The 21606-nt window shown below is 65.3% G+C and carries 17 protein-coding genes; all 17 read left to right on the plus strand.

The genetic code is table 11. The features are described from left to right. The first annotated feature begins 110 nt into the window (after positions 1-110). The 17 genes from LDJ84_RS14245 to LDJ84_RS14325 all read left to right on the plus strand — a co-directional run bounded on the left by LDJ84_RS14245 (position 111) and on the right by LDJ84_RS14325 (position 21560). A complete protein-coding gene (locus LDJ84_RS14245) occupies positions 111-1265 on the plus strand; it encodes a CaiB/BaiF CoA transferase family protein (RefSeq protein ID WP_065084704.1) in 1155 nt (384 codons plus the stop codon). A 45-nt stretch (positions 1266-1310) separates the two neighbouring features. Further along, positions 1311-2510, plus strand: coding sequence for an acetyl-CoA C-acetyltransferase (locus LDJ84_RS14250; protein ID WP_024762809.1), 1200 nt, complete (start codon positions 1311-1313; stop codon positions 2508-2510). Positions 2511-2525: 15 nt separating this feature from the next. Continuing rightward, complete coding sequence (locus tag LDJ84_RS14255) at positions 2526-2921, plus strand: Zn-ribbon domain-containing OB-fold protein (protein WP_226046499.1); 396 nt, start codon at positions 2526-2528, stop codon at positions 2919-2921. Then, positions 2918-4063 (plus strand): thiolase family protein, encoded by a 1146-nt coding sequence (locus tag LDJ84_RS14260; protein ID WP_226046500.1) that lies wholly within the window; start codon positions 2918-2920, stop codon positions 4061-4063. Before LDJ84_RS14255 ends, LDJ84_RS14260 begins: the two co-directional genes overlap by 4 nt. 9 nt (positions 4064-4072) lie before the next feature. Continuing rightward, positions 4073-4819 (plus strand): 3-oxoacyl-ACP reductase FabG, encoded by a 747-nt coding sequence (gene fabG, locus LDJ84_RS14265; protein WP_037009491.1) that lies wholly within the window; start codon positions 4073-4075, stop codon positions 4817-4819. A 3-nt stretch (positions 4820-4822) separates the two neighbouring features. Continuing rightward, entirely contained in the window at positions 4823-5626 is an 804-nt protein-coding gene (locus tag LDJ84_RS14270; RefSeq protein ID WP_024762812.1) for an enoyl-CoA hydratase/isomerase family protein, read from the plus strand. A gap of 21 nt (positions 5627-5647) precedes the next feature. Then, a complete protein-coding gene (locus LDJ84_RS14275) occupies positions 5648-6802 on the plus strand; it encodes an acyl-CoA dehydrogenase family protein (protein ID WP_226046501.1) in 1155 nt (384 codons plus the stop codon). Between the two features lie 35 nt (positions 6803-6837). Further along, a complete protein-coding gene (locus tag LDJ84_RS14280; protein ID WP_024762814.1) occupies positions 6838-7755 on the plus strand; it encodes an SDR family oxidoreductase in 918 nt (305 codons plus the stop codon). Between the two features lie 10 nt (positions 7756-7765). Then, positions 7766-8998: an acyl-CoA dehydrogenase family protein gene (locus LDJ84_RS14285; RefSeq protein WP_226046502.1), complete on the plus strand. Its 1233-nt coding sequence runs from the start codon at positions 7766-7768 to the stop codon at positions 8996-8998. Positions 8999-9047: 49 nt separating this feature from the next. Then, complete coding sequence (locus LDJ84_RS14290) at positions 9048-10775, plus strand: long-chain fatty acid--CoA ligase (RefSeq protein WP_169887651.1); 1728 nt, start codon at positions 9048-9050, stop codon at positions 10773-10775. Positions 10776-10815: 40 nt separating this feature from the next. After that, on the plus strand, positions 10816-12372 hold the full coding sequence (locus LDJ84_RS14295; protein ID WP_024762817.1) for a long-chain-fatty-acid--CoA ligase: 1557 nt from the start codon (positions 10816-10818) through the stop codon (positions 12370-12372). Further along, positions 12372-12812, plus strand: coding sequence for a PaaI family thioesterase (locus LDJ84_RS14300; protein ID WP_084357730.1), 441 nt, complete (start codon positions 12372-12374; stop codon positions 12810-12812). The genes LDJ84_RS14295 and LDJ84_RS14300 overlap by 1 nt, the downstream gene beginning before the upstream one ends. A 273-nt stretch (positions 12813-13085) precedes the next feature. Then, complete coding sequence (locus tag LDJ84_RS14305; RefSeq protein ID WP_024762819.1) at positions 13086-14936, plus strand: DUF1302 domain-containing protein; 1851 nt, start codon at positions 13086-13088, stop codon at positions 14934-14936. Between the two features lie 22 nt (positions 14937-14958). Further along, positions 14959-16326 (plus strand): DUF1329 domain-containing protein, encoded by a 1368-nt coding sequence (locus tag LDJ84_RS14310; protein WP_024762820.1) that lies wholly within the window; start codon positions 14959-14961, stop codon positions 16324-16326. Positions 16327-16637: 311 nt separating this feature from the next. Beyond that, positions 16638-18977 (plus strand): helix-turn-helix transcriptional regulator, encoded by a 2340-nt coding sequence (locus tag LDJ84_RS14315; protein WP_024762821.1) that lies wholly within the window; start codon positions 16638-16640, stop codon positions 18975-18977. A 111-nt stretch (positions 18978-19088) separates the two neighbouring features. Next, positions 19089-20426, plus strand: a complete 1338-nt coding sequence (locus LDJ84_RS14320; protein WP_037006588.1) for a coniferyl aldehyde dehydrogenase — start codon at positions 19089-19091, stop codon at positions 20424-20426. Positions 20427-20474: 48 nt separating this feature from the next. Next, the gene (locus LDJ84_RS14325; RefSeq protein ID WP_038803184.1) at positions 20475-21560 is read left to right on the plus strand and encodes a Zn-dependent alcohol dehydrogenase; all 1086 of its coding nucleotides are present in this window, start codon (positions 20475-20477) and stop codon (positions 21558-21560) included. Positions 21561-21606: the final 46 nt, after the last annotated feature.

Genomic DNA, 21606 nt, shown 5'->3' on the forward strand with positions numbered 1-21606 from the left:
GCGGGTGGCGGCCCCCGCGAGCCTGGAATGTTCCATTGATGAAAAGCCGCAAAGGCGCGGCATTGCCGAGGCGCGGGCCAATTGCGCTGCAGATCAATGGGACTACGTCGATGGGTGTGTTGAGCGGTATTCGAGTTCTGGAGTTCGAGGCCATCGGCCCGGCACCCTTCGCCACCATGCTGCTGGCCGACATGGGCGCGGACGTCATCCGCATCGACCGGCCACAGGCGCACAGCGACCTGGGGCCGAAGATGAGCGGGCCGAAGGTGGATATCACCGGTCGTGGCCGCCGCTCGGTCACGCTCGACCTGAAACTCCCGGAGGCGGCGGCTGTTGCTCTGGAACTGATGGAGCATGCCGACGTACTGATCGAGGGCTTCCGCCCCGGTACCCTGGAGCGCCTGGGGCTTGGCCCCGAGCAGGCATTCGCGCGCAATCCGAAGCTGGTCTACGGCCGCATGACCGGCTGGGGCCAGCACGGCCCCCTGGCTCAGCGCGCAGGGCATGACATCAATTACATCGCGCTGTCCGGGGTGCTTTCCGGTATCGGTCCGGTGGCCGGCCGGCCCGTGCCGCCATTGAACCTGCTGGGCGACTACGGCGGTGGTGGCATGCTGCTGGCCATGGGCGTGCTGGCGGCGCTGGTCAATGTGCTGCGCGGCGGTGTCGGCCAGGTGGTCGATGCTGCCATGGCCGAAGGCGCCGCCCAGCTTGGCTCGGTGATCTGGGGGCTGCTGGCCTCCGGAAACTGGCGCGAGGAGCGCGGCAGCAATCTGCTGGATGGCGGTGCGCCCTGGTACGACACCTATCGCACCCTGGATGGGGGCTACATGGCCATCGGTCCAGTGGAGTCGCGCTTCTATGCGGAGCTGCTGGCCAAGCTTGGCCTCGATCCGGCCCAGTTGCCGCCGCAGCATGATCGCCAAGGCTGGCCGCGCCTGCGCGAGGCCTTCATGCAGGCGTTCCTCCAGCGGCCCCGTGAACAATGGTGCGAGATTTTCGCCGACAGCGATGCCTGCGTGGCGCCGGTGCTGGGGTTCACTGAGGCCGCCGAGCATCCTCATGCGCAAGCCCGAGGCAGCTTCATGCAGATCAATGGCGTGGTGCAGCCGGCGCCGGCGCCGCGTTTCCTCGGCACTCCCAGTTCCGTTCCGAAGCCCGCACCGGCGCGTGGTGAGGGCGGGCTCAGCGCGTTGCGCGACTGGGGGCTGACCGACGAGCGGATCGACCGCCTGCGCCAGGGCGGATTGGGCATGAGTGCCTGACCGTCTTTGCATCCCCACGACCCGAATCGACAAGAAGAGACAGCCATGTCCAACGCCTACATCCTTTCCCCCGTGCGCACGCCCATCGGCAAGTTTGGCGGTGCGCTGGCCTCCGTGCCGGCGGCGAACCTCGCCGCGCTGGTCCTGCAGGAGGTGCTGCGGCGCACCGGCGTGGATGCCGCGCAGGTCGACGAAGCGATAGTCGCGCAGTCCTACCAGTCCAGCGAGGCACCCTGCATGGGGCGCTACGCGGCGTCACTGGCGGGGTTGCCGGACGAGGTCGCCGGCTACACCGTGGATCGTCGCTGCGGCTCCGGCCTGCAGGCAGTGATAGACGCCGCCATGCAGGTTCAGACCGGCGCTGCCGACTGCCTGCTGGTGGCCGGCGTCGAGAGCATGAGCAATATCGAGTACTACAGCACCAGCATGCGCTGGGGCGCGCGGCTGGGTGACGTGAAGCTGCATGATCGCCTGGATCGCGGGCGGGTCAATTCGCAACCGGTCAGCCGCTACGGCGAGTGCTCCGGCGGTGCGGTCGAAACCGCCGAGAACCTGGTGCGAGACTACGGCATCAGCCGTGAAGCCTGCGACCGGTGGGCCGTGGGTAGCCACCAGAAAGCCGCCGCAGCCTGGAGCCGGGGCCGCTTCGATGCCGAGGTGATGCCAGTGGCAGTGCCGCAGCGTCGAGGGGAGCCACTGGTGGTCAGGCGCGATGAGGGCATTCGCGAAGACGCCAGTTACGAGGCGCTGGCCAAGCTATCCCCGATCATCAAGGGTGGCACCGTCACCGCCGGTAGTGCCAGCCAGCAGAACGATGCGGCGGCGGGGTGCCTGGTGGTGTCCGAGCGCTTTGTCATCCAGAACGACCTGCGTCCGATGGCGCGCTTCGCTGGCTGGGCCTCGGCCGGCTGTCACCCACTGCGCATGGGCATCGGTCCGGTACCGGCGGTGGCCAAACTGCTGAAGCGACTGAACCTCGAGATGGCGGACATGGGCCTGATCGAGGTCAACGAGGCCTTCGCCGGCCAGGTGCTCGCCGTGCTGCGCGAATGGCAGCTCGAGGACGATCCGCGCATCAATGTCAACGGTTCCGGGATTTCCCTGGGCCACCCGATCGGCGCCACCGGCCTGCGCATCATGACCTCGCTGCTCCACGAGATGCAGCGCAGCAAAGTCCGTTACGGCCTGGAAACCATGTGCATCGGCGGCGGGCAGGGGCTTGCCGCGGTGTTCGAACGCGTCTGAAGCCAAGGAGCTCCCATGAGTGCACACCACGAGGCGACACCCAGCGTCGCCGAACAACCCTGGCGCGAGCGAGATGGCCGTGTGGTTCTGCTCGCCAGCCGGCGTGCCGGCCATGCTGGCCTGCACTTTCCACCGCTACCGGAAACCTCGCCACTGCGCGAGGGCGGCGAACTGGTCGAACTGGATTCCACGCCGCGCCTGTACAGCTTCACCGTCGTGCATTTCAGCCCGAAGGCGAACAAGCCGCCGCAGCCGCTCGGCCTGGCTGACTTCCCCGAGGGCCTGCGGGTGTTCGCCCGCCTGGACTATCCCGCCGGAGGCCAGCCGCGTATCGGTGAAGCGCTGAGCCTGTGCCTGGTGGAGTCCGACAGCGGCCCGATCTACGCCTTCCGTCCGCAGGAGGACGCATGAACAAGCCCGTCTACATCTCCGGTGTGGCGATGACCCCGTTTGGCCGTCCGAACGCCTCCATGCAGGACCTCACCCAGCAGGCTGTATTGCAGGCCCTGACCGACGCTGGCGTCGAGCTGCACGAGCCGCAGGCGTTCTATGCGTGCAACGTCTTCGGCGGCATGGTCCTGGGCCAGGTACTGCTGCGTGATCTCGGGCTTTCCGGCCTGCCGATCTACAACGTCGAAAACGCCTGCGCCAGCGGTGCCACTGGCGTGCACCTGGCTTGCCATGCGCTGCAGGCGGGTATCTACGACACTGTGGTGGTGTTCGGCGTGGAGAAGCTCACCGCCTTGGGCGGCGGTACCATTCCGCTGCAGCGCAACGACTACATGACCGAACTCTATGCCCGTGCCGGCATGGCGTTGCCGGCGATCTACGCGATGCGCGCCACCCGCTACCTGCACGAATTTGGTGTCAGCGCCGACGTGCTGGGCGAGGTGGCGGTGAAGAACCGTCGCCACGGCGCGCTGAACCCCTATGCGCAGACCCGTACCGAGGTATCCCTCGATGAGGTGATGAACTCGCGGATGGTCTTCGATCCGCTGACGCTGCTGCAGTGCTGCCCGTCAGCGGTGGACGGCGCGGCAGCGCTGGTGCTGACCACTCGCAAGCCGCAGCAGGCGCGCCCGGTACGGGTGATGGCCTCGGTGATCCAGTCCGGCCGTGCCGAGGAACCGGACGACGACATCCTGTCTGCCGAGATCACCGCCCGCGCCGCCACGCTGGCCTATCAGCAGGCGGGCGTGAAGCCGGCCGATATCGATGTCATCGAGTTGCACGACGCCTTCAGCATCGCCGAACTCATCTACTACAACGCCCTGGGTCTGTGCGGCCGCGGTGAGGCTCACGAGCTGCTGAAAAGCGGTGCCACCAGCCTGGGTGGCAAGACAGTGGTGAACCCCTCCGGCGGCCTGCTCGCCAAGGGCCACCCACTGGGCGCCACCGGCGTCGCACAGATGGTCGAGGCGGTCTGGCAGCTGCAACTGCGTGCCGGCGAACGCCAGGCCGATGGCGCCGAGCTGGCGCTGACCCAATGCACCGGCGGCGGCATCGCCGGCGTCGATCACGCGGCGTCCGCCGTACACATTCTGGGTGTTTGAGGAATTTCCATGAGCAAGCAAGTTGCAATCGTTACCGGCGGCGCCCAGGGCATCGGCCTGGGCCTGACCCGAGCACTGTTGAATGCCGGTTATGCGGTGGCCATGTTCGATCTCAATAGCGAGGCCATGGACAAACTGGTCGCGGAAGCGGGCGCCCAGGCGCAGAACCTGATGGGCGTGAAGGTCGACGTGACCAGCGCCGAGCAGGTCAACGCTGCCGTGGCGCAGGTCGCCGCGCGCTGGAAGGCGCCGGACCTGCTGGTGAACAATGCCGGCCTCACCCGTGACAAGCGCCTGGTGAACATGAGCGAGGCGGACTGGGACCTGGTACTGGATGTCAATCTCAAGTCGCAGTTCCTCTGCGCCAAGGCCGTCGTGCCGGGGATGATCGAGCAGGGCTTCGGGCGCATCGTCAACATCTCCTCGCGCGCCTGGCTCGGTGGCTTCGGCCAGGCCAACTACTCGGCGGCGAAGGGTGGCGTGATCAGCCTCACGCGCACCCTGGCGATCGAGTTGGCCAAGCATGGCATCACCGCCAATGCCATCGCTCCGGGCGCCATCGACACACCGATCCTCGCACCGCTCTCCGACGAGCAACGGGCAAAGATCATGGCGACCATTCCCGTGGGCCGCATCGGCAAGCCCGAGGACATCGCCCATGCGGTACTGATGTTCGCTGACCCGAAGGCGTCCTACATCACCGGCCAGACGCTGTACGTCTGTGGCGGCCGTTCCCTGTCCAGTCCGAGCGCGTAAGCCATGGCGATCCAGTTCCAGATCATTGGCCACGTGGCGCTCATCACCCTGGATGCGCCCGAATCCATGAACGCCCTGACCATCGGCGATCTGCGCCATCTGCGCAAGGCGCTGAACACCGCGCAGGATGACGACCAGGTGCGCGTCATCGTTCTGACCGGCGCCGGCGACAAGGCGTTCTGCACCGGCGCCAACCTCAAGGCGACGCTGCCGCCGTCCACGGGCTTCGCCAGCGGTCACTTCAAGAGCCGCGCGGCGGAGGCCGAGGAGGGCGGCTACACACGGCTGATCGACCTCGGCGACCTGGAAATCTGGAAACCGATGATCGCCGCCATCCATGGCTATTGCCTGGGGGGCGGCCTGGAGCTGGCGCTGCAGTGCGACCTGCGCATTGCCAGCGACGAAGCGTCTTTCGCTCTGCCCGAAGCTAAGGTGGCCAGCGTTCCGGCGGTGGGTGGCGTGCAGTACCTGATGCGTGCGGTACCCGCCGCCCACGCGATGAAGTTGGCACTGACCGGCGAGCGCATCGGCGCGGAGGAAGCCTTGCGCATCGGCCTGATCAGCGACTGCGTGCCGCGGGAGGGCCTGCTGCCGCTGGTCATGCAACTGGCCGAGCGGATTGCCGCCAATGGCCCACTGGCGGTCCAGGCGATCAAGCGCCTGGCGGTGGAAACCAGCCACATGGCGCCGCGCGATTTCGTCGCCCAGTCCAACCTGCATTGGGGCCTGCTGCGCGACAGCAAGGACCGTATCGAAGGCCGCAAGGCTTTCGCCGAAAAACGCTCGCCGAAATACACCGGCGCCTGAGCCCGTCAACGAGTTCCCACGATGAATTTCGCGCCTAACGAATCCCAGGAAATGATGATCGATGCGGCCAAGCGCATGGTGCGCGACCGTATCGATCCGGTGCTCTCTCGTCACCCCGTGGATAAGCCGCTACCCAAGGCGGCCATGCTGGAAATCTATGCCGCGCTGGCCGAGTTGGGCATCACCGCGCCGCGCCTGCCGGTGGAAGTCGGCGGCGGTGGGCTGAAGATGCTCGACTACGGGCTGATCCTCGAACAACTGCCGGCCATCGTCGCGTTGTCGCTGATCTCCCATGAAGGCACCGTGGCGCGCATCTACTCCGGCTGTCCGGAGGCGATTGCCGCGCAGTACCTGCCAGACCTGATCGCCGGGCGCAAGATCGCCTGCACCGCCAACTCCGAAGTGAACGCCGGCTCCGACTCCAATGCGGTGAAGACCCGTATCCGTGTCGAGGGCGAACACGCCTACATCACCGGGCGCAAGATCTGGATCACCAACGCCTCGGTGTGCGACGTGCTCAACGTCTCCTGCACCCTGGGCAACGACGAACGCGGCCGGCCTATCGCCCAGCGCGCCCTGGTCGACCGCAGCCAGTCGCAGGTCGAGGTGCGCGAAATCGGTGTCACCGGCTTGCAGCAGGGGCACTTGAGCGAGGTGGTCTTCGAGGAGACGCGCATTTCGCGCAGCCACCTGATTGGCGAGGCGGGCGACGCGGCCAAGACGCTCACCGTCGGCTGGAATGGCAACCGTCCGCTGATTGGCCTGATGTGCGTGCACCTGGCGCAGAAGGCTTTCGAGATGTGCGTCGAGTACACCCGCGTACGCGAACAGTTCGGCAAGCCGCTGGCCGCGCACCAACTGGTGCAGCAGGACCTGGCCGATATGGAAACCCTGATCGTCACCTCGCGCCTGCTCTGCTACCAGGCGCTGGACGCCATGGACCGCGGCCAGCGCGCCAACGGCACCTCGGCCATGGCCAAGCGCTACGCCACCCAGGCCTGCGAGCGCGCGCTGGGCTTGGCGATGCAACTGCACGGCGGCATGGGCATCACCGAGGAACTGGGCATCGAGCGCATGTGGCGTGATGCCCGGATGTTCCAGGTGCCCGACGGCATGAACGGCATCCTGGCGCTGATCCAGGGCCGCGAGATCACTGGCCTCAGCGCATTCCGCTGAGAGCCGCACAGAACAAGAATACGAGGGAGCAATCGATGAGTTCGCAGATGATGGAAGGCAAGGTCGTCATCGTCACCGGTTCCGGCCGGGGCATCGGCCGCGAGATGGCGCTGCAGATGGCCGCGCAGGGCGCGCGCGTGGTGGTCAACGACGTTGGTGTCAGCGTGACCGGGGCTGCCGATGATGAAGACCCCGGCCGCGAGGTGGTGGACGCGATCCACTCGGCGGGTGGCGAGGCGGTATTGAGCCGCGACAGCGTGTCGGAATGGGACAGCGCGCAGCGTATCGTTCAGCAGGCGCTGGACAGTTTCGGCCGAGTCGACGCGGTGGTGAACAACGCCGGTATCCTGCGTGACCGCATCTTCCATCAGATGAGTCCGGAAGAGTTCGATGCGGTGATCAAGGTGCACCTGTACGGCAGCTTCTACATGAGCCGCGCGGCCATCACCCATTTCCGTGAGCAGAAGTCCGGCGCCTTCGTGCACATGACCTCCACTTCGGGTCTGGTTGGCAATGTCGGCCAGGCCAACTACGCGGCGGCCAAGCTGGGGATCGTCGGTCTGTCCAAGTCCATCGCCCTGGACGGCGCGCGCTACGGCGTGCGCTCGAACTGCATCTCGCCCTTTGCCTGGAGCCGCATGGTCGGCTCGATTCCCGCTGCTGATCCGGCCCAGGCCGCACGGGTGGAAAAGATCAAGTCGATGACGCCGGCGCCGATCGCCGCCATGGCCACCTTCCTGGCCAGCGATGCAGCGGCCAGCGTCAACGGGCAGATCTTCACCGTGCGCAAGAACGAAGTCTTCCTGATGAGCCAGCCGCGGCCGATTCGCTCGCTGCACCGTGCCGAAGGCTGGACGCCGGAGTCGTTGGCCGAGCATCTGCTGCCGGCTTTTACGCCATCCTTCCTGCCGCTGGAAGTATCGAGCAACGTGTTTGGCTGGGACCCGGTCTGAGGAGCGCACCATGGATTTCACGATTCCCGATGAGTGGGTCGCGGTTGGCGATGCCCTGATCCGCTTCATCCAGCAGGAAGTCGAGCCGCTGGAGAAGCAGCATGCCGCGCTGCTGCACAACGAACGCAAGTTGTACACCGAAGAAGGCCGCTACGCGCCGGAGCTGATGGCGCTACGCGCCCGCGTCCGTCAGTTGTCCGCCGAGGCCGGCTTCTACACGGCGCTGGGCGATGAGTCGCTGGGTGGCGGAGGGCTCGGCGCCCAGGTTTCGGTCTACATCCAGGAGCGTCTCAATGCCCATGTCGGTCCGTCGCGACACCTGATCCAGACGGTGATCCTGCCATCGCCCTTCACCAATGGTTTGACGCCGGTGCTCAAGCATATGGACCCGAAGGTGCTGGCGGATTATCTGCCAGGCATCGCCAGTGGCGAGAAGACAATGTGCTTCGGCCTGAGCGAGCCGGATGCCGGCTCCGACGTCATGGCCATGCGCACCCGTGCGGTACGCGATGGCGACCATTGGGTGATCAACGGCACCAAGCAGTGGATTACCAACGCGCCTTATGCCGACTACGCGATGATTTTTGCCGTCACCGACGAAGAGAAGGCCAAGGCAGGGAAGGGCGGCATCAGCGGTTTCTTCCTGCCAACCGATACACCCGGTTTTTCCGTGCCGAGTGTCATCCCTACCATGGGGCACCTGGGCGCAGATATCGGCATTGTCAGCCTGGACAATGTACGGGTGCCGCACAGTCATCTCATCGGCCCACAGGACAAGGGGCTGAGCGTGGCGCTGGATGGCGTGAATGCCGGCCGCCTGAGCATGGCGGCGTCCTGTCTGGGACTGGCGCGCTGGGCACTGGACCAGGCGCTGGACTACGCCAAGGTCCGCAAGACCTTCGGCAAGCCGATCGCCGAGCACCAGATGGTGCAGGCCATGCTGGCCGAGTGCGCCATGGACATCTATGCGGTGAAGAGCATGGTGCAGCATTGCGCCTGGTTGATCGACCAGGACAAGCCGGCGACCAAGGAAGTCTCCATCGTCAAGGCCTCGTCCACCGAGGCATTGTGCCGCGTGATGGACCGCTGCATGCAGATCCACGGCGGCATGGGGCTGACCAACGAGTTGCGCCTGGAGGAAGGTTTCCGCTTCGCTCGCACCATGCGTATTCCCGATGGCACCTCGGAAATCCAGCGGCGCACCATCGCCCGACGGTTGCTCGATGGCGATACGCGCTTCTGACCGATAATTCCAACAAGCGGGCCACAACCCGCGATAGGAGGCTTTCTTCATGGCCTACAGCCATCCCTGCCCAACGGCGCCCGGGGTGATCGAGCGCCCGTCCGGACCGCTACGCGTCGACCCGCGCCACGCCGCGAATCTTCCGACGCGACAGGTGCACATCCCCGAGACGAGTATCTTCTCGCACCTGGAAACAGCTGCCCGGCGTTACCCAGGCAAGACCGCGGTGCAGTTCTTCGGCGCCGCCTATCGCTACGCCGAACTGCTGCGTGACGCCGAGCGGATGGCCGGCTACCTGCAGAACGTCTGCGGGGTGGAGCGCGGCGACCGGGTCGTGGTGTTCAGCCAGAACTGCCCGCAGTACATCGCCGCGTACTTCGCCATCCTGCGCGCCGATGCCGTGCTGGTGCCGGCCAATGCCATGCTCCGGCTCGACGAAATGGAGCATATCGTCAGCGACAGCGGCGCCGTGGCAGCCTTCGTCGCCGAAGAGCTGGTGGAGCAGGTCGCGCCGCTGATCGGGCGCACCTCGCTGCGCCATGTGATCGTGCATGCCTACGGCGATGCGTTGGGCGAGGATGATGCGGGCCTGGCTGTGCCGGACTGGGTGCGTCGGCCGTCATCGACCGAGTCCCTGTTCGCCGGTGGCGAGCGCTGGACGGCCGCCCTGGCCCAGGAGCACGCGCCGGCGCCACACCGGGCCGGGCCGGATGATCTGTGCATGCTGCCCTACACCTCGGGCACCACCGGCAAACCCAAGGCGTGCGTGCACACGCACCGCACCGTCAGCACCTCGTTCGTCGGGGGGAGCCTCTGGCGGCCCACCAATGCTTCCTCGGTGTTCCTCGCGGTGGCCCCGCTGTTCCACCTGCTGGGCCTGCAGACCAACGTCAACGCGGCGGTCTTCAATGGCGCCACCATCGTGCTGATGCCGCGCTGGGACCGCGAGACCGCTGCCACGCTGATCGAGCGCCATGGGGTGACCTTCTGGGCGGCGCTGCCCACCATGCTGGTGGACTTCTTTGCCCTGCCGGGCATCGAGCAGCGCGACCTGTCGAGCCTGGCAATCATCACCGGCGGCGGGGCGGCGACACCGCAGCACATCAATGACCTGCTGAAGAATCGCTACGGCCTGGACTACATCGAAGGCTACGGCCTGACCGAGACCGCCTCGTTCCTCTGCACCAATCCGTTGTTCAGGCCCAAGCGCGGTTGCCTGGGTATTCCGACCTATGGCGTGGACCTGCGCCTGCTCGATCCGGAAACACTGCAGCCGGTGCGCCAGGGCGACGTCGGCGAGATCGTCGCGCATGCCGCGCAGATCATGCTCGGCTACTGGAACAACCCCAGGGCCAACGCCGATACCTTCATCGTCATCGACGGCAAGCGCTTCCTGCGCACGGGCGACCTGGCAAGCATGGACGAGGACGGTTACCTGTTCATGCGCGACCGCCTCAAGCGAATGATCAATGCGTCGGGCTTCAAGGTCTGGCCGGCGGAAATCGAAGCGATGCTGCATACGCATCCGGCGATTTCCGAGGCTTGCGTGATCGCTGCTCCCGACCCGCATCGCGGGGAAACGGTGAAGGCCGTCGTCACCCTCAAGCCCGGTTCCCTCCTGGGCAGCGACGAGCTGCTCGCCTGGTGTCGCGAGCACATGGCGGTCTACAAGGCGCCGCGAGTGGTGCAGATCGTCGACAGCCTGCCGAAGAACGCCACCGGCAAGATCGCCTGGCGCGAACTGCAGGAACAGGAGATGGCCCGCTGCGCCAGTTGAGCGCGCGGGTCCGATAACAACAATTCCAAGGACTCTCACCATGTATCTGACGCAAGGTCTGCAGCGTTCGCTGCAGCAAACGCCTGACAAGATCGTCACCCTGTTCGGCGCCCGTCGCCGTACCTTCCGCGAATTCGGCGAGCGCGTCGCGCGCCTGGCCGGCGCGCTGCAACAGCTGGGCATGGTACCTGGCGACCGGGTCAGCATGCTGGCGCTGAACTCGGACCGCTACCTGGAGTACATGCAGGGCACCTGGTGGGGCGGTGGCGTACTCAACCCCATCAATATCCGCTGGGCCGTGCCGGAGATCGCCTACTCCCTGGACGATTGCCACACCCGCTTCCTGCTCGTGGATGACTACTTCCTGCCGATGGTGGAGGAGATTCGCCGCCAGGTTCGTGGCCCACTGACGCTGATCTACGCTGGCGAGAAACAGGCACCGGCCGGCCTGCTCGATTACGAGACCCTGCTCGCCGAAGCCAGCCCCGTGGCGGATGCGGGCCGTGGCGGCGAAGACCTCGCCTGCATCATGTACACCGGCGGCACCACCGGTTTCCCCAAGGGGGTGATGCAGACCCACCTGAACTTGTGGTCCGCCTGCATCCAGCGTATGGCGGAAATCCACCAGAGCGCCGAACAGCGCGATCTGCACGTGATGCCGTTGTTTCACATCGCCGGTCTGGCCCGTGTGGTGTCGGGTTTCATCGCTGGCGGCTCGCATGTGATTCAGCCGACCTTCGATGCCACGGCAGTGCTCAAAGCCATCTCGCAAGAGGGTGTGACCGACAGCATTCTGGTGCCGACCATGATTCTCGGCCTGCTGGCGCATCCGGAGTTCGACCGGTACGATTTGAGCTCGATGCAGCGCCTCACTTATGGCGCCTCTCCGACCGCCGGGGAGATGATCGAGCAGGTACTGGCAAAACTGCCGCACCTGCAGTTGTCGCATTCCTACGGCCTTACGGAAGCGTGCCCGATCGTCTCCACCAATCCGCCGCAGAACCATGGGCCGGAGGCACGCGAAAGTGGCCTGATCCGCTCCGTCGGGCGTGGCGGCCTGGGAGTCAACGTGATGATCGTCGACGAGTCCGGCGTCGAGGTGCCGCGCGGAACTGTCGGTGAAATCATTGTCCGCGGTCCGAACATCATGGCCGGCTACTGGAACAAGCCGGAGGAAACCGCCAAGGCCCTGCGCGATGGCTGGCTGTTCACCGGCGATGGCGCCTATATGGACGAGCAGGGCTACCTGTTCATCGTCGACCGCCTCAAGGACATGATTGTCAGCGGTGGCGAGAACGTCTATTCCGCCGAAGTCGAGAACATCATCGCCCGCCATCCGGCGGTGCTGATGTGCGCGGTGATCGGCGTACCGCACGAGCAGTGGGGCGAAGCGGTGCATGCCATCGTGGTGCGCAAGCCCGGCGCACAGGTCAGCGAGGACGAGCTGCGCGGATACTGCCGCGAATATATCGCCAGCTACAAGTGCCCGAAATCGATGGAGTTCCGTGAAACACTGCCGCTCACCGGTGCCGGCAAGATTCTCAAGCGCGAACTGCGCGAGCCGTTCTGGGTGGGCAAGAGCCGGGCGGTGAACTGATGATGACGACCGATGGGGGGGCGCAGCCAGCGCCCGGAAGTTTCTCGGCCCTGCCGACTCCGCCCGGGTTCGTACGCTTCTGTGGGGGGTTCTATCTGCACGACGAACTGCCCCTGCTCGGCGTGCGGATTGGCGGTCACCTGCTCAACTCCGTGCGCATCGTCCACGGCGGCTTCCTCGCCACGCTGGCCGATACCGCCTTTGGCGTGGTGTTCAAGCGTGAATATGGCCTCGAGGTGCCGCCGATCACGGTCAGCCTGAACCTCGACTACCTTGGCGCGGTGCGTGAAGGTGACTGGCTGGAGGCTCACGTGCAGATACTCAAGTTCGGCGGCAGTTTCGCCAACGCCGATTGTCTGCTGAAAGTGGGGGAGCGCACGGTGTTGCGAGCCACTGGCATCTTTACCATCTGGAAGGGCAAGATACCCGGCAGAACCTGACGGCTACTGTTCCCCGTGATACCCAGCGCCCCGCCGGCCAACCGGCGGGGCGCTGGCATTTTCGGGGTTACGGCAAGGTTCGTGAAAGGCCTCTGGCACAAGGCTTTTCGCGCAGCCTGTCACTCTTGGTAACGCACTTTCCCAAGTGTGGAGAGAACGCGATGGCCGCCGCCGAAAAGGGACTCAAAGAATTACCCGATCGGGTGAATTGGCCCCCGCGAATGCCTCGATAGCATCAGCTCTCCCAACACTGATCCGCTTTCGGAGCGCCGCATGAGAACAATAAGAAAACGCGGAGTTTTTCAGCCGCACCTGCTGGCTGCCGCCGTCGCCCTGGGCGTCGGCTCGCAAGCCAAGGCCGTCGATTTCAACATTGGGGAGATCGAAGGCAAGTTCGACTCCTCGCTGTCCATCGGGGGCAGTTGGTCCACGCAGTCCCCCGACAAACAGTTCATCTCCAACTTCAACTCCGTGGGCGTGAAGGGCGGCAAGTCGTCGTCGCGCACCGTGGATGACGGTCGCCTGAACTTCAAGAGCGGCGAGAACTTCTCGACCATCTTCAAGGGCCTGCACGACCTGGAGCTGAAGTACGGCGACAGCGGCGCCTTCGTCCGCGGCAAGTACTGGTATGACTCCGAGCTCAAGGACGGCAACCAGCATTACTACGACATCGATGACCATGGGCGTGACCGTGCGGCCAAGTCGTCCGGCGCGATGTTCCTCGACAGTTTCCTCTACCACAACTACCAGCTCGGCGACCTGCCGGGCAACGTGCGCCTGGGCAAGCAGGTGGTGAGCTGGGGCGAGAGCACCTTCATCCAGAACGGCATCAACTCGATCAACCCGATCGACGTCGCCGCGTTGCGCCGCCCCGGGTCGGAGATCAAGGAAGGCCTTGTGCCGGTCAACATGTTCTACCTCTCCCAGGGGTTGATGGAGAACGTCAACGCCGAGGCCTTCTACCAGCTCGAATGGGACAAGACGGTGACCGACAACTGCGGCACCTTCTTCGGCACCGACGGCATCCCCAAGGGCTGCAACGACCGCCTCGTGGTCTCCGGCCAGGACCTGGCGCCGGGTGTGGCGAAGAATACCGGCGGTGCCCTGGCGATCGCCCAGGGCCTGGACGACGTCTACATCCCCCGGCAGAAGGACAACGACGCGCGCGACAGCGGGCAGTTCGGCCTGGCGCTGCGCTGGTTCATTCCAGACTGGAACGATACCGAGCTGGCGGCCTACGCCATGAACTACCACAGCCGCAACCCTTTCCTCAGCACCATTCGCACCACCGGAGCCGGTAGTCCGCCCAGTGCGCTGAATGTGCCGCGCAATGCTGGCTACTTCATCGACTATCCGGAAGACATCCGCCTTTACGGCGTGAGCTTCCAGACCAATATCGCCGGGACGTCCCTCGGTGGCGAGGTCAGCTACCGACCGAACATGCCGCTGCAGATCAGCACCCCTGACCTGCTCAGCGCCACCACCAACATTCCAGGCACCCCCAGCCTCAACCCCCTGGTCACCACTGGATACGTCAGCGGTATTCCCGGTGGGGGCGTGATCAATGGCTACAAACGCATGCCGGTGCTGCAGGCCCAGGTCACCGCCACTCAGTTCATCGACCAGGTGATGGGGGCCGAGCGCCTGACCCTGATCGGCGAGGTCGGCTACAACCGCATCAACGGTCTGGGCGACTCGGATGGCACCGACATCCGCTTCGGCCGCAACCCGGCATTCGGCTCCGGCATCCTGCCGACTGCCGCGGGCGCAACGACCTGTGCCGGCACCGCGGTGGGGCAGGCCAATGCCAGCAACCCGGCGCAGAAATGCAATAGCCACGGCTTCTACTCTGCCAACTCTTGGGGGTATCGCCTGCGCGGCATGCTCGATTACCCGGACGTATTCGCCGGGGTGAACCTTAAGCCCAACCTGGCCTGGTCCCACGACGTCGAAGGTCGCGGCCCGAACTTCGAGGAAGGTGCCAAGGCCATCAGCCTCGGCCTGGATGCCGACTACCTGAATACCTACACCGCCAGCCTCAGTTACACGAACTACTTCGATGGCGAATACAACACCCTGACCGACCGGGACTTCGTCTCGCTCAGTTTCGGCGTGAACTTCTGATTGAGCACAGGCAGAAACTCGCATGAAAAAGATCGTATTCCTGCAAACCGGCGCCCTGGCGCTGTCCCTGCTGGCCACCGGTGTGATGGCGGCCATTTCTCCCGAGGAAGTCGCCAAGCTCGGTACCAGCCTGACTCCACTGGGTGGCGAAAAGACCGGTAACGCCGACGGCAGCATTCCCGCCTGGACCGGTGGCCTGAAGCCTGGCGCCGCTCCGGTGGATGGCAACGGTTTCCTGGGCAATCCCTATGCCAGCGACAAGCCGCTGTTCGTCATCACCCCTGCCAACGTCGATCAGTACAAGGACAAGCTCACCCCCGGTCAGCTGGCGATGTTCAAGCGCTATCCGGATACCTACAAGATCCCGGTGTATCCGACCCGTCGCAGTGCTTCTTCTCCCGAATCGGTGTACGAGGCGGCGAAGAAGAGCGCAGCCAGCGCCGAACTGGTCAGCGGTGGCGACGGTATCGCCAATGTCAGTGGGCGCTACTACCCGTTCCCCATTCCAAAGAGTGGTGTGGAGGTGGTGTGGAACCACGAGACCCGTTATCGCGGTACCAACTACACCCAGCAGATTGCCCAGGCCACTCCCCAGGTCAATGGCGATTACACCATCGTGTCGCTGCAGCAGAATGTCGGCGTACCTTCCCTGATGAAGGATTTCGATCCGAAAAAGGTGGGCGATTACCTGTTCCTGCTGCGCCAGGAAGTGACCGCGCCGTCGCGCATGGCCGGCAACGTGCTGCTGGTCTATGAAACCACCGATCAGGTCAAGGAACCGCGCAGCGCCTGGTCCTACAACGCCGGCCAGCGCCGCGTGCGCCGCGCTCCGCAGGTAGCCTACGACGGCCCGGGTACGGCCGCCGACGGCCTGCGGACAGCCGATAATGCCGACATGTACAACGGCTCGCCGGATCGCTACCAGTGGAAGCTGATCGGCAAGCGCGAGATGTACGTGCCGTACAACAACTACAAGTTGTGGTCGCCTCAGGTGAAGTACGCCGACATTCTCAAGCCCGGCCACATCAACCAGGACCTGACGCGGTACGAGCTTCACCGGGTCTGGGAAGTGGAGGGCACGCTCAAGCCCGGCCAGCGCCACATCTATGCCAAGCGCCATATGTACTTCGACGAGGACACCTGGTCCCTGCTGGAAGTGGATCACTACGACGGTCGCGGCCAGCTGTGGCGCGTGGGTGAGGGTTACCAGGTCAACGACTACCAGCATGGCATCAGCCTGTACGCCGCCCAGGCCCTGTACGACCTGATCGCTGGCCGCTACCTGGTGTTCGGCATGACCAACGAATCGAAGAAGGCTACCCAGTACGACCAGAACTACAGTATGAACGACTTCACTCCCGCGGCCCTGCGCAACGCCGGTATCCGCTGAAGCAAGGCGCTTGAAGGCGGCGTGTGGGTGGTCCAGCGCCGCTCTTCTGCCGGGGCACGGCTCCTGCCCCGGCTTCTTTCATCGTGAACTCTCTCACGGGCCACTCTTGCCTCGACGCCACCTGACGTGGGGGGTGCCTTTTCCCTCGGTGTTTTGCAGCATCGTTTCCGACTCAGCGGATCGCCGTGCGTCTGCGCCGGCCGCTGTCCCTGAAACGCCGTGGATCGAGGCTCATCATGCAAGGTCTGGGTGTCAGTTCGAGCCGCGCGCAAGCGCCTCTTGCCAGAATTCCGCGACTGCCGGAGCACCATGTGCCGCGTCCGCGGCTGGCCACTGCAGTACGTGGCAGCCGTCAACGCCTGACCCTGCTGTGCGCCCCGGCGGGCTATGGAAAGAGCATCCTGCTGGCCGAGAGTCTTGCCGATGCGCCATCCGGCACCGAACTGCTCTGGCTGGCCTGCTGGGGGGAGCCGATGTCCCTGACGGAGCTCTGTGCCCGCGTTGCGGCCGGCTACGGTCTATCGCCGCTGCTCCCTCCGCAGGTACTACTGCACCAGATCGGCCAAGGCGAGCGCATTCTGCAACTGGTGCTTGATGATCTTCCAGGTAACCTGTCCATCGAGGTGAACACCTGGATCGAGCATCTGCTCCACCTGCCGGAGAGCCGCGTACGCCTGATCGTCAGTTGTCGGCAACGGCCGGCGTGGGATCTGCCGTCGCTGCTGCTCAAGGGCGAACTGTTCGAACTGGGTACCGACACGCTCGGCATGACGCGTAGTGAGTACGCCGCGATCAGCGCTCGAATTGGCGGCGATATCGCGGATGCTCGACGCGAAGAAATCGGTGTGCAAAGCGGCGACTGGTGGAGTGGTGCGCGTCTTTTGCTGGCGGGCCAGCAGCAGGGCAGGGCATTGCTGCGAGACTATCTGGAACGCGAGTTGCTCGGGCGCATGAGCGATGAGGAGCGTCGTCTGTTCGTCGGGCTGTGCAATCTGCCGCGCTTCTCCGTTGATCTCTGCGCCCAGCTCTGGGATGGCAACGCAGGCGATCAGGTCCTCCATCGCCTGCTGCGGCAGCAGGTCTTCATCCAGCCGGTCGCGCGGGATGCTGGTTGGTACCGCGTGCACCCGCTGGTGGCGGCCACGCTGCAGGATGGCATTGCCGCGCCGGAGCTGACCCGACTGCGCTTGCACGCCTGCCGCCTGCTGAGCCTCGCCGGCCACCTGCATGACGCCATCGATCAGGCCCTGCACGTGCACCAGCCGGAAGTTGCGGCCAGCTACATCGAGCGCCTGAAGCCGAGCTGGCAACTCGCTGACCTGCATCTGCGGCGTGTGCTGGACTGGCATCGGCAATTACCTTCCCACCTGATGGAAGGCACGCCCCGGCTGATCTATCTGAGCACGCTGGCCCTGTTGCTCAGTGGCCGGGTCAGTGAGGCAGAGCGTGGTCTCCAGGGGCTTTCGCGCTTTCTGCCGGCCGCCAATACAGCGGGCAATCAGCTGTTGCTCGCCCATTGGCAGGCCCTCAAGGGCAGTGCTCTGGCGTTTCGTGGCGAGTTGCTGGAGGCCGAACAGCATTGTCGCGAAGCCCTTGGGCATCTGGGCTCGGCGCCCAGGGAATGCCTCTCGCAGTTGCTGTGCCAGTTCACCCTGGGGCGGATCCTGCTGGCCAGCGAACGTGGCGATGAAGCGCAATTGCTGTGGCGCGCTGCCCTGGAGCAGGCGCGGCGGCAAGGTTGCCAGGACAGCGAGGCGCTGTTCCAGGGCGAGCGCCTGCGTGCCTTGATGCTCGCCGATGAGGCTGCGCTGGCGGACCTGCTGCTCCAGGATTGCCTGGCCAGCCGCGCCGCCACCGGGCTCGAGCGCGACCCGGTGCTCGGGCGACTGATGATCACCAGGGCCGACCTGCTGCAGCAGCAGGGGCGACTGCATGAGAGCGAGGCCGTGCTGCTGGCCGCTCAGCCCTACCTTCGCGATTGCTCGGCGCCCTTTGTGCTGTACGGCTACCTGGGGCTGGCCGAGGTAGCGGGGCGGCACGCAGATCTGGCGTTGGCGCAGGCGCAGATCCAGCGTGGCGAGCGCGCGATGCACTGTGGGCGGATCGATGAAGGTCTGTACCAGGCGGCCCTGGCGCTTCAACAGTTGAAGCTGCTGGCCCATTCACAGGACTGGCGGGCGGCGCTGGAAGCCGCCCGCCGACTGGCGCTCGAGTATCCGTTAGGAAGCGTCTTCTCCATCATGCTGCCGCCAACCCTGCCTCACCATGTCCAGTGGTTTGCGGCGATGGCGGAGCACAATCTGGGGCTTCGGGAGCAATCGCGGGCGCGGCTACAGGTGCTCGCCGAACACTGCCGGCTGGCTGGCTTCCTTCAGTTGCAGACCGAGGTGCTGGCGTTCCTTCGGCAGTGTGGTGCTGCGGACGAAGGCGAAGGAGCGGACGCTTGCGGCTACCAGGAAGAGCTCACTGTGCGGGAGGTGGCGGTGCTCGAGCTGCTGGCCGAGGGGCTGTCGAACCAGGAAATCGCCGACGCGCTCTTCCTCTCGGTGAACACCGTCAAGTATCACGCCAAGAATATCAATGCGAAGCTCGGCGCCACCCGGCGCACCCAGGCCATCGCTTGCGCCAAGGCTCGGGGCCTGCTGGCCTGAATGGAACGCCACCTGATCCGGGTGGCGTGTTCCTACAGACGAAACCTCAACCATTGCAGCCACTCCCCGGCGGCGGATGCCGCCCGATCATGCACAACAGGAGCTTCTGCAATGAGCACCCACGAGTACCTGGACGAGGCCGCGATTCGCGCCTTGCTGGAGCGCCAGCGCGCCGCGAGCCGGGCCAGCGCGCCGCCGAGTGCCGAACAGCGCGGCGAACTGATCGACCGCGCCATCGAGCTGCTGGTGCGCTATGAGCAGCCCCTGATCGAAGCGCTCAATGCCGACTTCGGCCAGCGCAGCCCGACCTTCTCCCGGCACAGCGACGTGTTGTCGCCCTTGGCGACCCTCAAACAGACCCGCGCCGAACTGGCCGGGTGGATGCAGCCCGAGCGCCGCCCGGCACCCCGTGGCGAGGCCTGGGTGGAATACCAGCCGTTGGGCGTGGTAGGTATCGTCACCGCCTGGAACGTACCGGCCAACATGGTCTTCAAGGGCCTCGCCGGCGCTCTGGCGGCGGGCAACCGGGTAATGATCAAACCGTCGGAATTCAACCCACAGACTTCGACGCTGATTGCGCAGATGATCGGTGAGGCCTACGCCCAGGACGAAGTGGCGGTCGTCACCGGCCCCGCGGAAGTCGGCCAGGCATTCTGCCGGCAACCCTTCGACCACCTGATGTTCACCGGGGCAGCGAGCATCGGCCGCCACGTGCTTCGGGCCGCGGCCGAAAACCTGGTTCCGGTGACCCTGGAGCTGGGCGGCAAGTCGCCGACCATCATTTCCCGTTCGGCGGACCTGAAGACCGCGGTGAGCAAGATCATCGTCGGCAAGCTGATGAACGCCGGCCAGCTGTGCGTCGCACCGGACTATGTATTCGTCCCCGAAGAGTCGATGGATGCTTTCGTCGAGATCGCCCGTGCGTTAGTAGGCAAGGTGTTCCCCACCCTGGCCGGCAACCCCGAGTACACCGCGATCCTTAACGACCGCCACTATCAGCGCCTGCAAGGGTATCTGGAGGAGGCGCGTGCCGCAGGCGTCGACGTGGTCGAGCTGAACCCGGCCGGTGAAGTGCTCGATCCTGCGCGCCGCCTGATCGCCCCGACCCTGCTGCGCAATCCGGATGATCGATTGCAGGTCATGCAGGACGAGATATTCGGCCCGCTGCTGCCGATCAGGCCCTACCGCGACTTCGCCGAGGTCATTGCCTGCATCAACGCGCGCCCGCGCCCGCTCGGCCTGTACTGGTTCGGCAGCGATGCCGACGAGGAGCGCCAGGTGCTCGAGCGCACCTGCTCCGGTGGCGTGACGCTCAACGAGGTGATGCACCACGCCGGCCTGGAAAGCCTGCCCTTCGGCGGCGTCGGCCCCAGTGGCATGGGTGCCTATCACGGCATCGACGGCTTCCGCACTTTCAGCCACGCCAGGGCGGTTTATCGCGCGGGCTGACCGCTGCGATTCACCGCTGTCGATTTCCCCTACTCGAGAACGAACATCATGAAAGCAGCTGTATTCCATCAGGTCGGCGCGCCGCTGAGCATCGAGGAAGTCGGTATCAGCAAGCCGGGGCCACGCGAGGTCTTGATCCGCACCGTCGCCGTCGGCGTCTGTCATTCCGACCTGCACGTGATCGACGGGTCCTATCCGTATCCGGGCCCGCTGGTGCTCGGCCACGAGGCGGCCGGTATCGTCGAGCAGGTCGGTGCGGAGGTCCGCACTGTCAAGCCCGGCGACCATGTCGTGACCTGTCTAACGGTCTTCTGCGGCCATTGCGAACACTGCGTGACGGGTCACCTGTCGCGCTGTGTTTCGCCGGAAACAAAGCGCGGCAAGGACGAGGAGTCGCGTCTGACCTACGTGCAGAAGCCGATGCCGCAGTTTGTCAACCTGTCGGCCTTCGCCGAGCAGATGCTGGTACATGAGAACGCCTGCGTGGCCATCCGCCGCGACATGCCGCTGGACCGTGCTGCGCTGCTGGGCTGCGCTGTCACCACCGGCACCGGCGCGGTGTTCAATACGGCCAAGGTGCGGCCCGGCGAGACGGTCGCGGTGATCGGCTGCGGCGGCATCGGCCTGGCTGCGATCAATGGTGCGGCGCTGGCCGGGGCAGGGCGGATCATCGCCATCGACATGCTCGACTCCAAGCTTGAGCTGGCCCGCCAGTTCGGCGCCACCGACGTGGTCAACGCGAAATCGGGCGATGCGGTGAAGCAGGTGCAGGAGCTCACCCGTGGCGGGGTCCAGCATTCCTTCGAGTGCATCGGCCTCAAGCAGACCGCCGAGCAGGCCTTCGCCATGCTGGCACGCGGCGGCACCGCCACCATCATCGGCATGATCAAGCCCGGCCTGAAGATCGAGGTCGACCCCTATCAGTTGCTCCACGAGCGCCGGCTGCAGGGTTCGCTGATGGGCTCCAACCGTTTCCCGGTGGACATGCCGACGCTGGTGGATTTCTACATGGCCGGCCGCCTCAAGCTCGACGAAATGATCTCCCAGCGTATCCGCCTGGAGCAGATCAACGACGCCTTCGACGAATTGCGGCGCGGCGAGCTGGCGCGCTCGGTGATCGTCTTCGACCAATGACCCGCACGGGCCGCCCCAAGCGGGCGAGCCCCTGCCAGGAGTTCGC

This window comes from Pseudomonas sp. HS-18 (assembly GCF_020401845.1).
Taxonomy (GTDB): domain Bacteria; phylum Pseudomonadota; class Gammaproteobacteria; order Pseudomonadales; family Pseudomonadaceae; genus Pseudomonas; species Pseudomonas nitroreducens.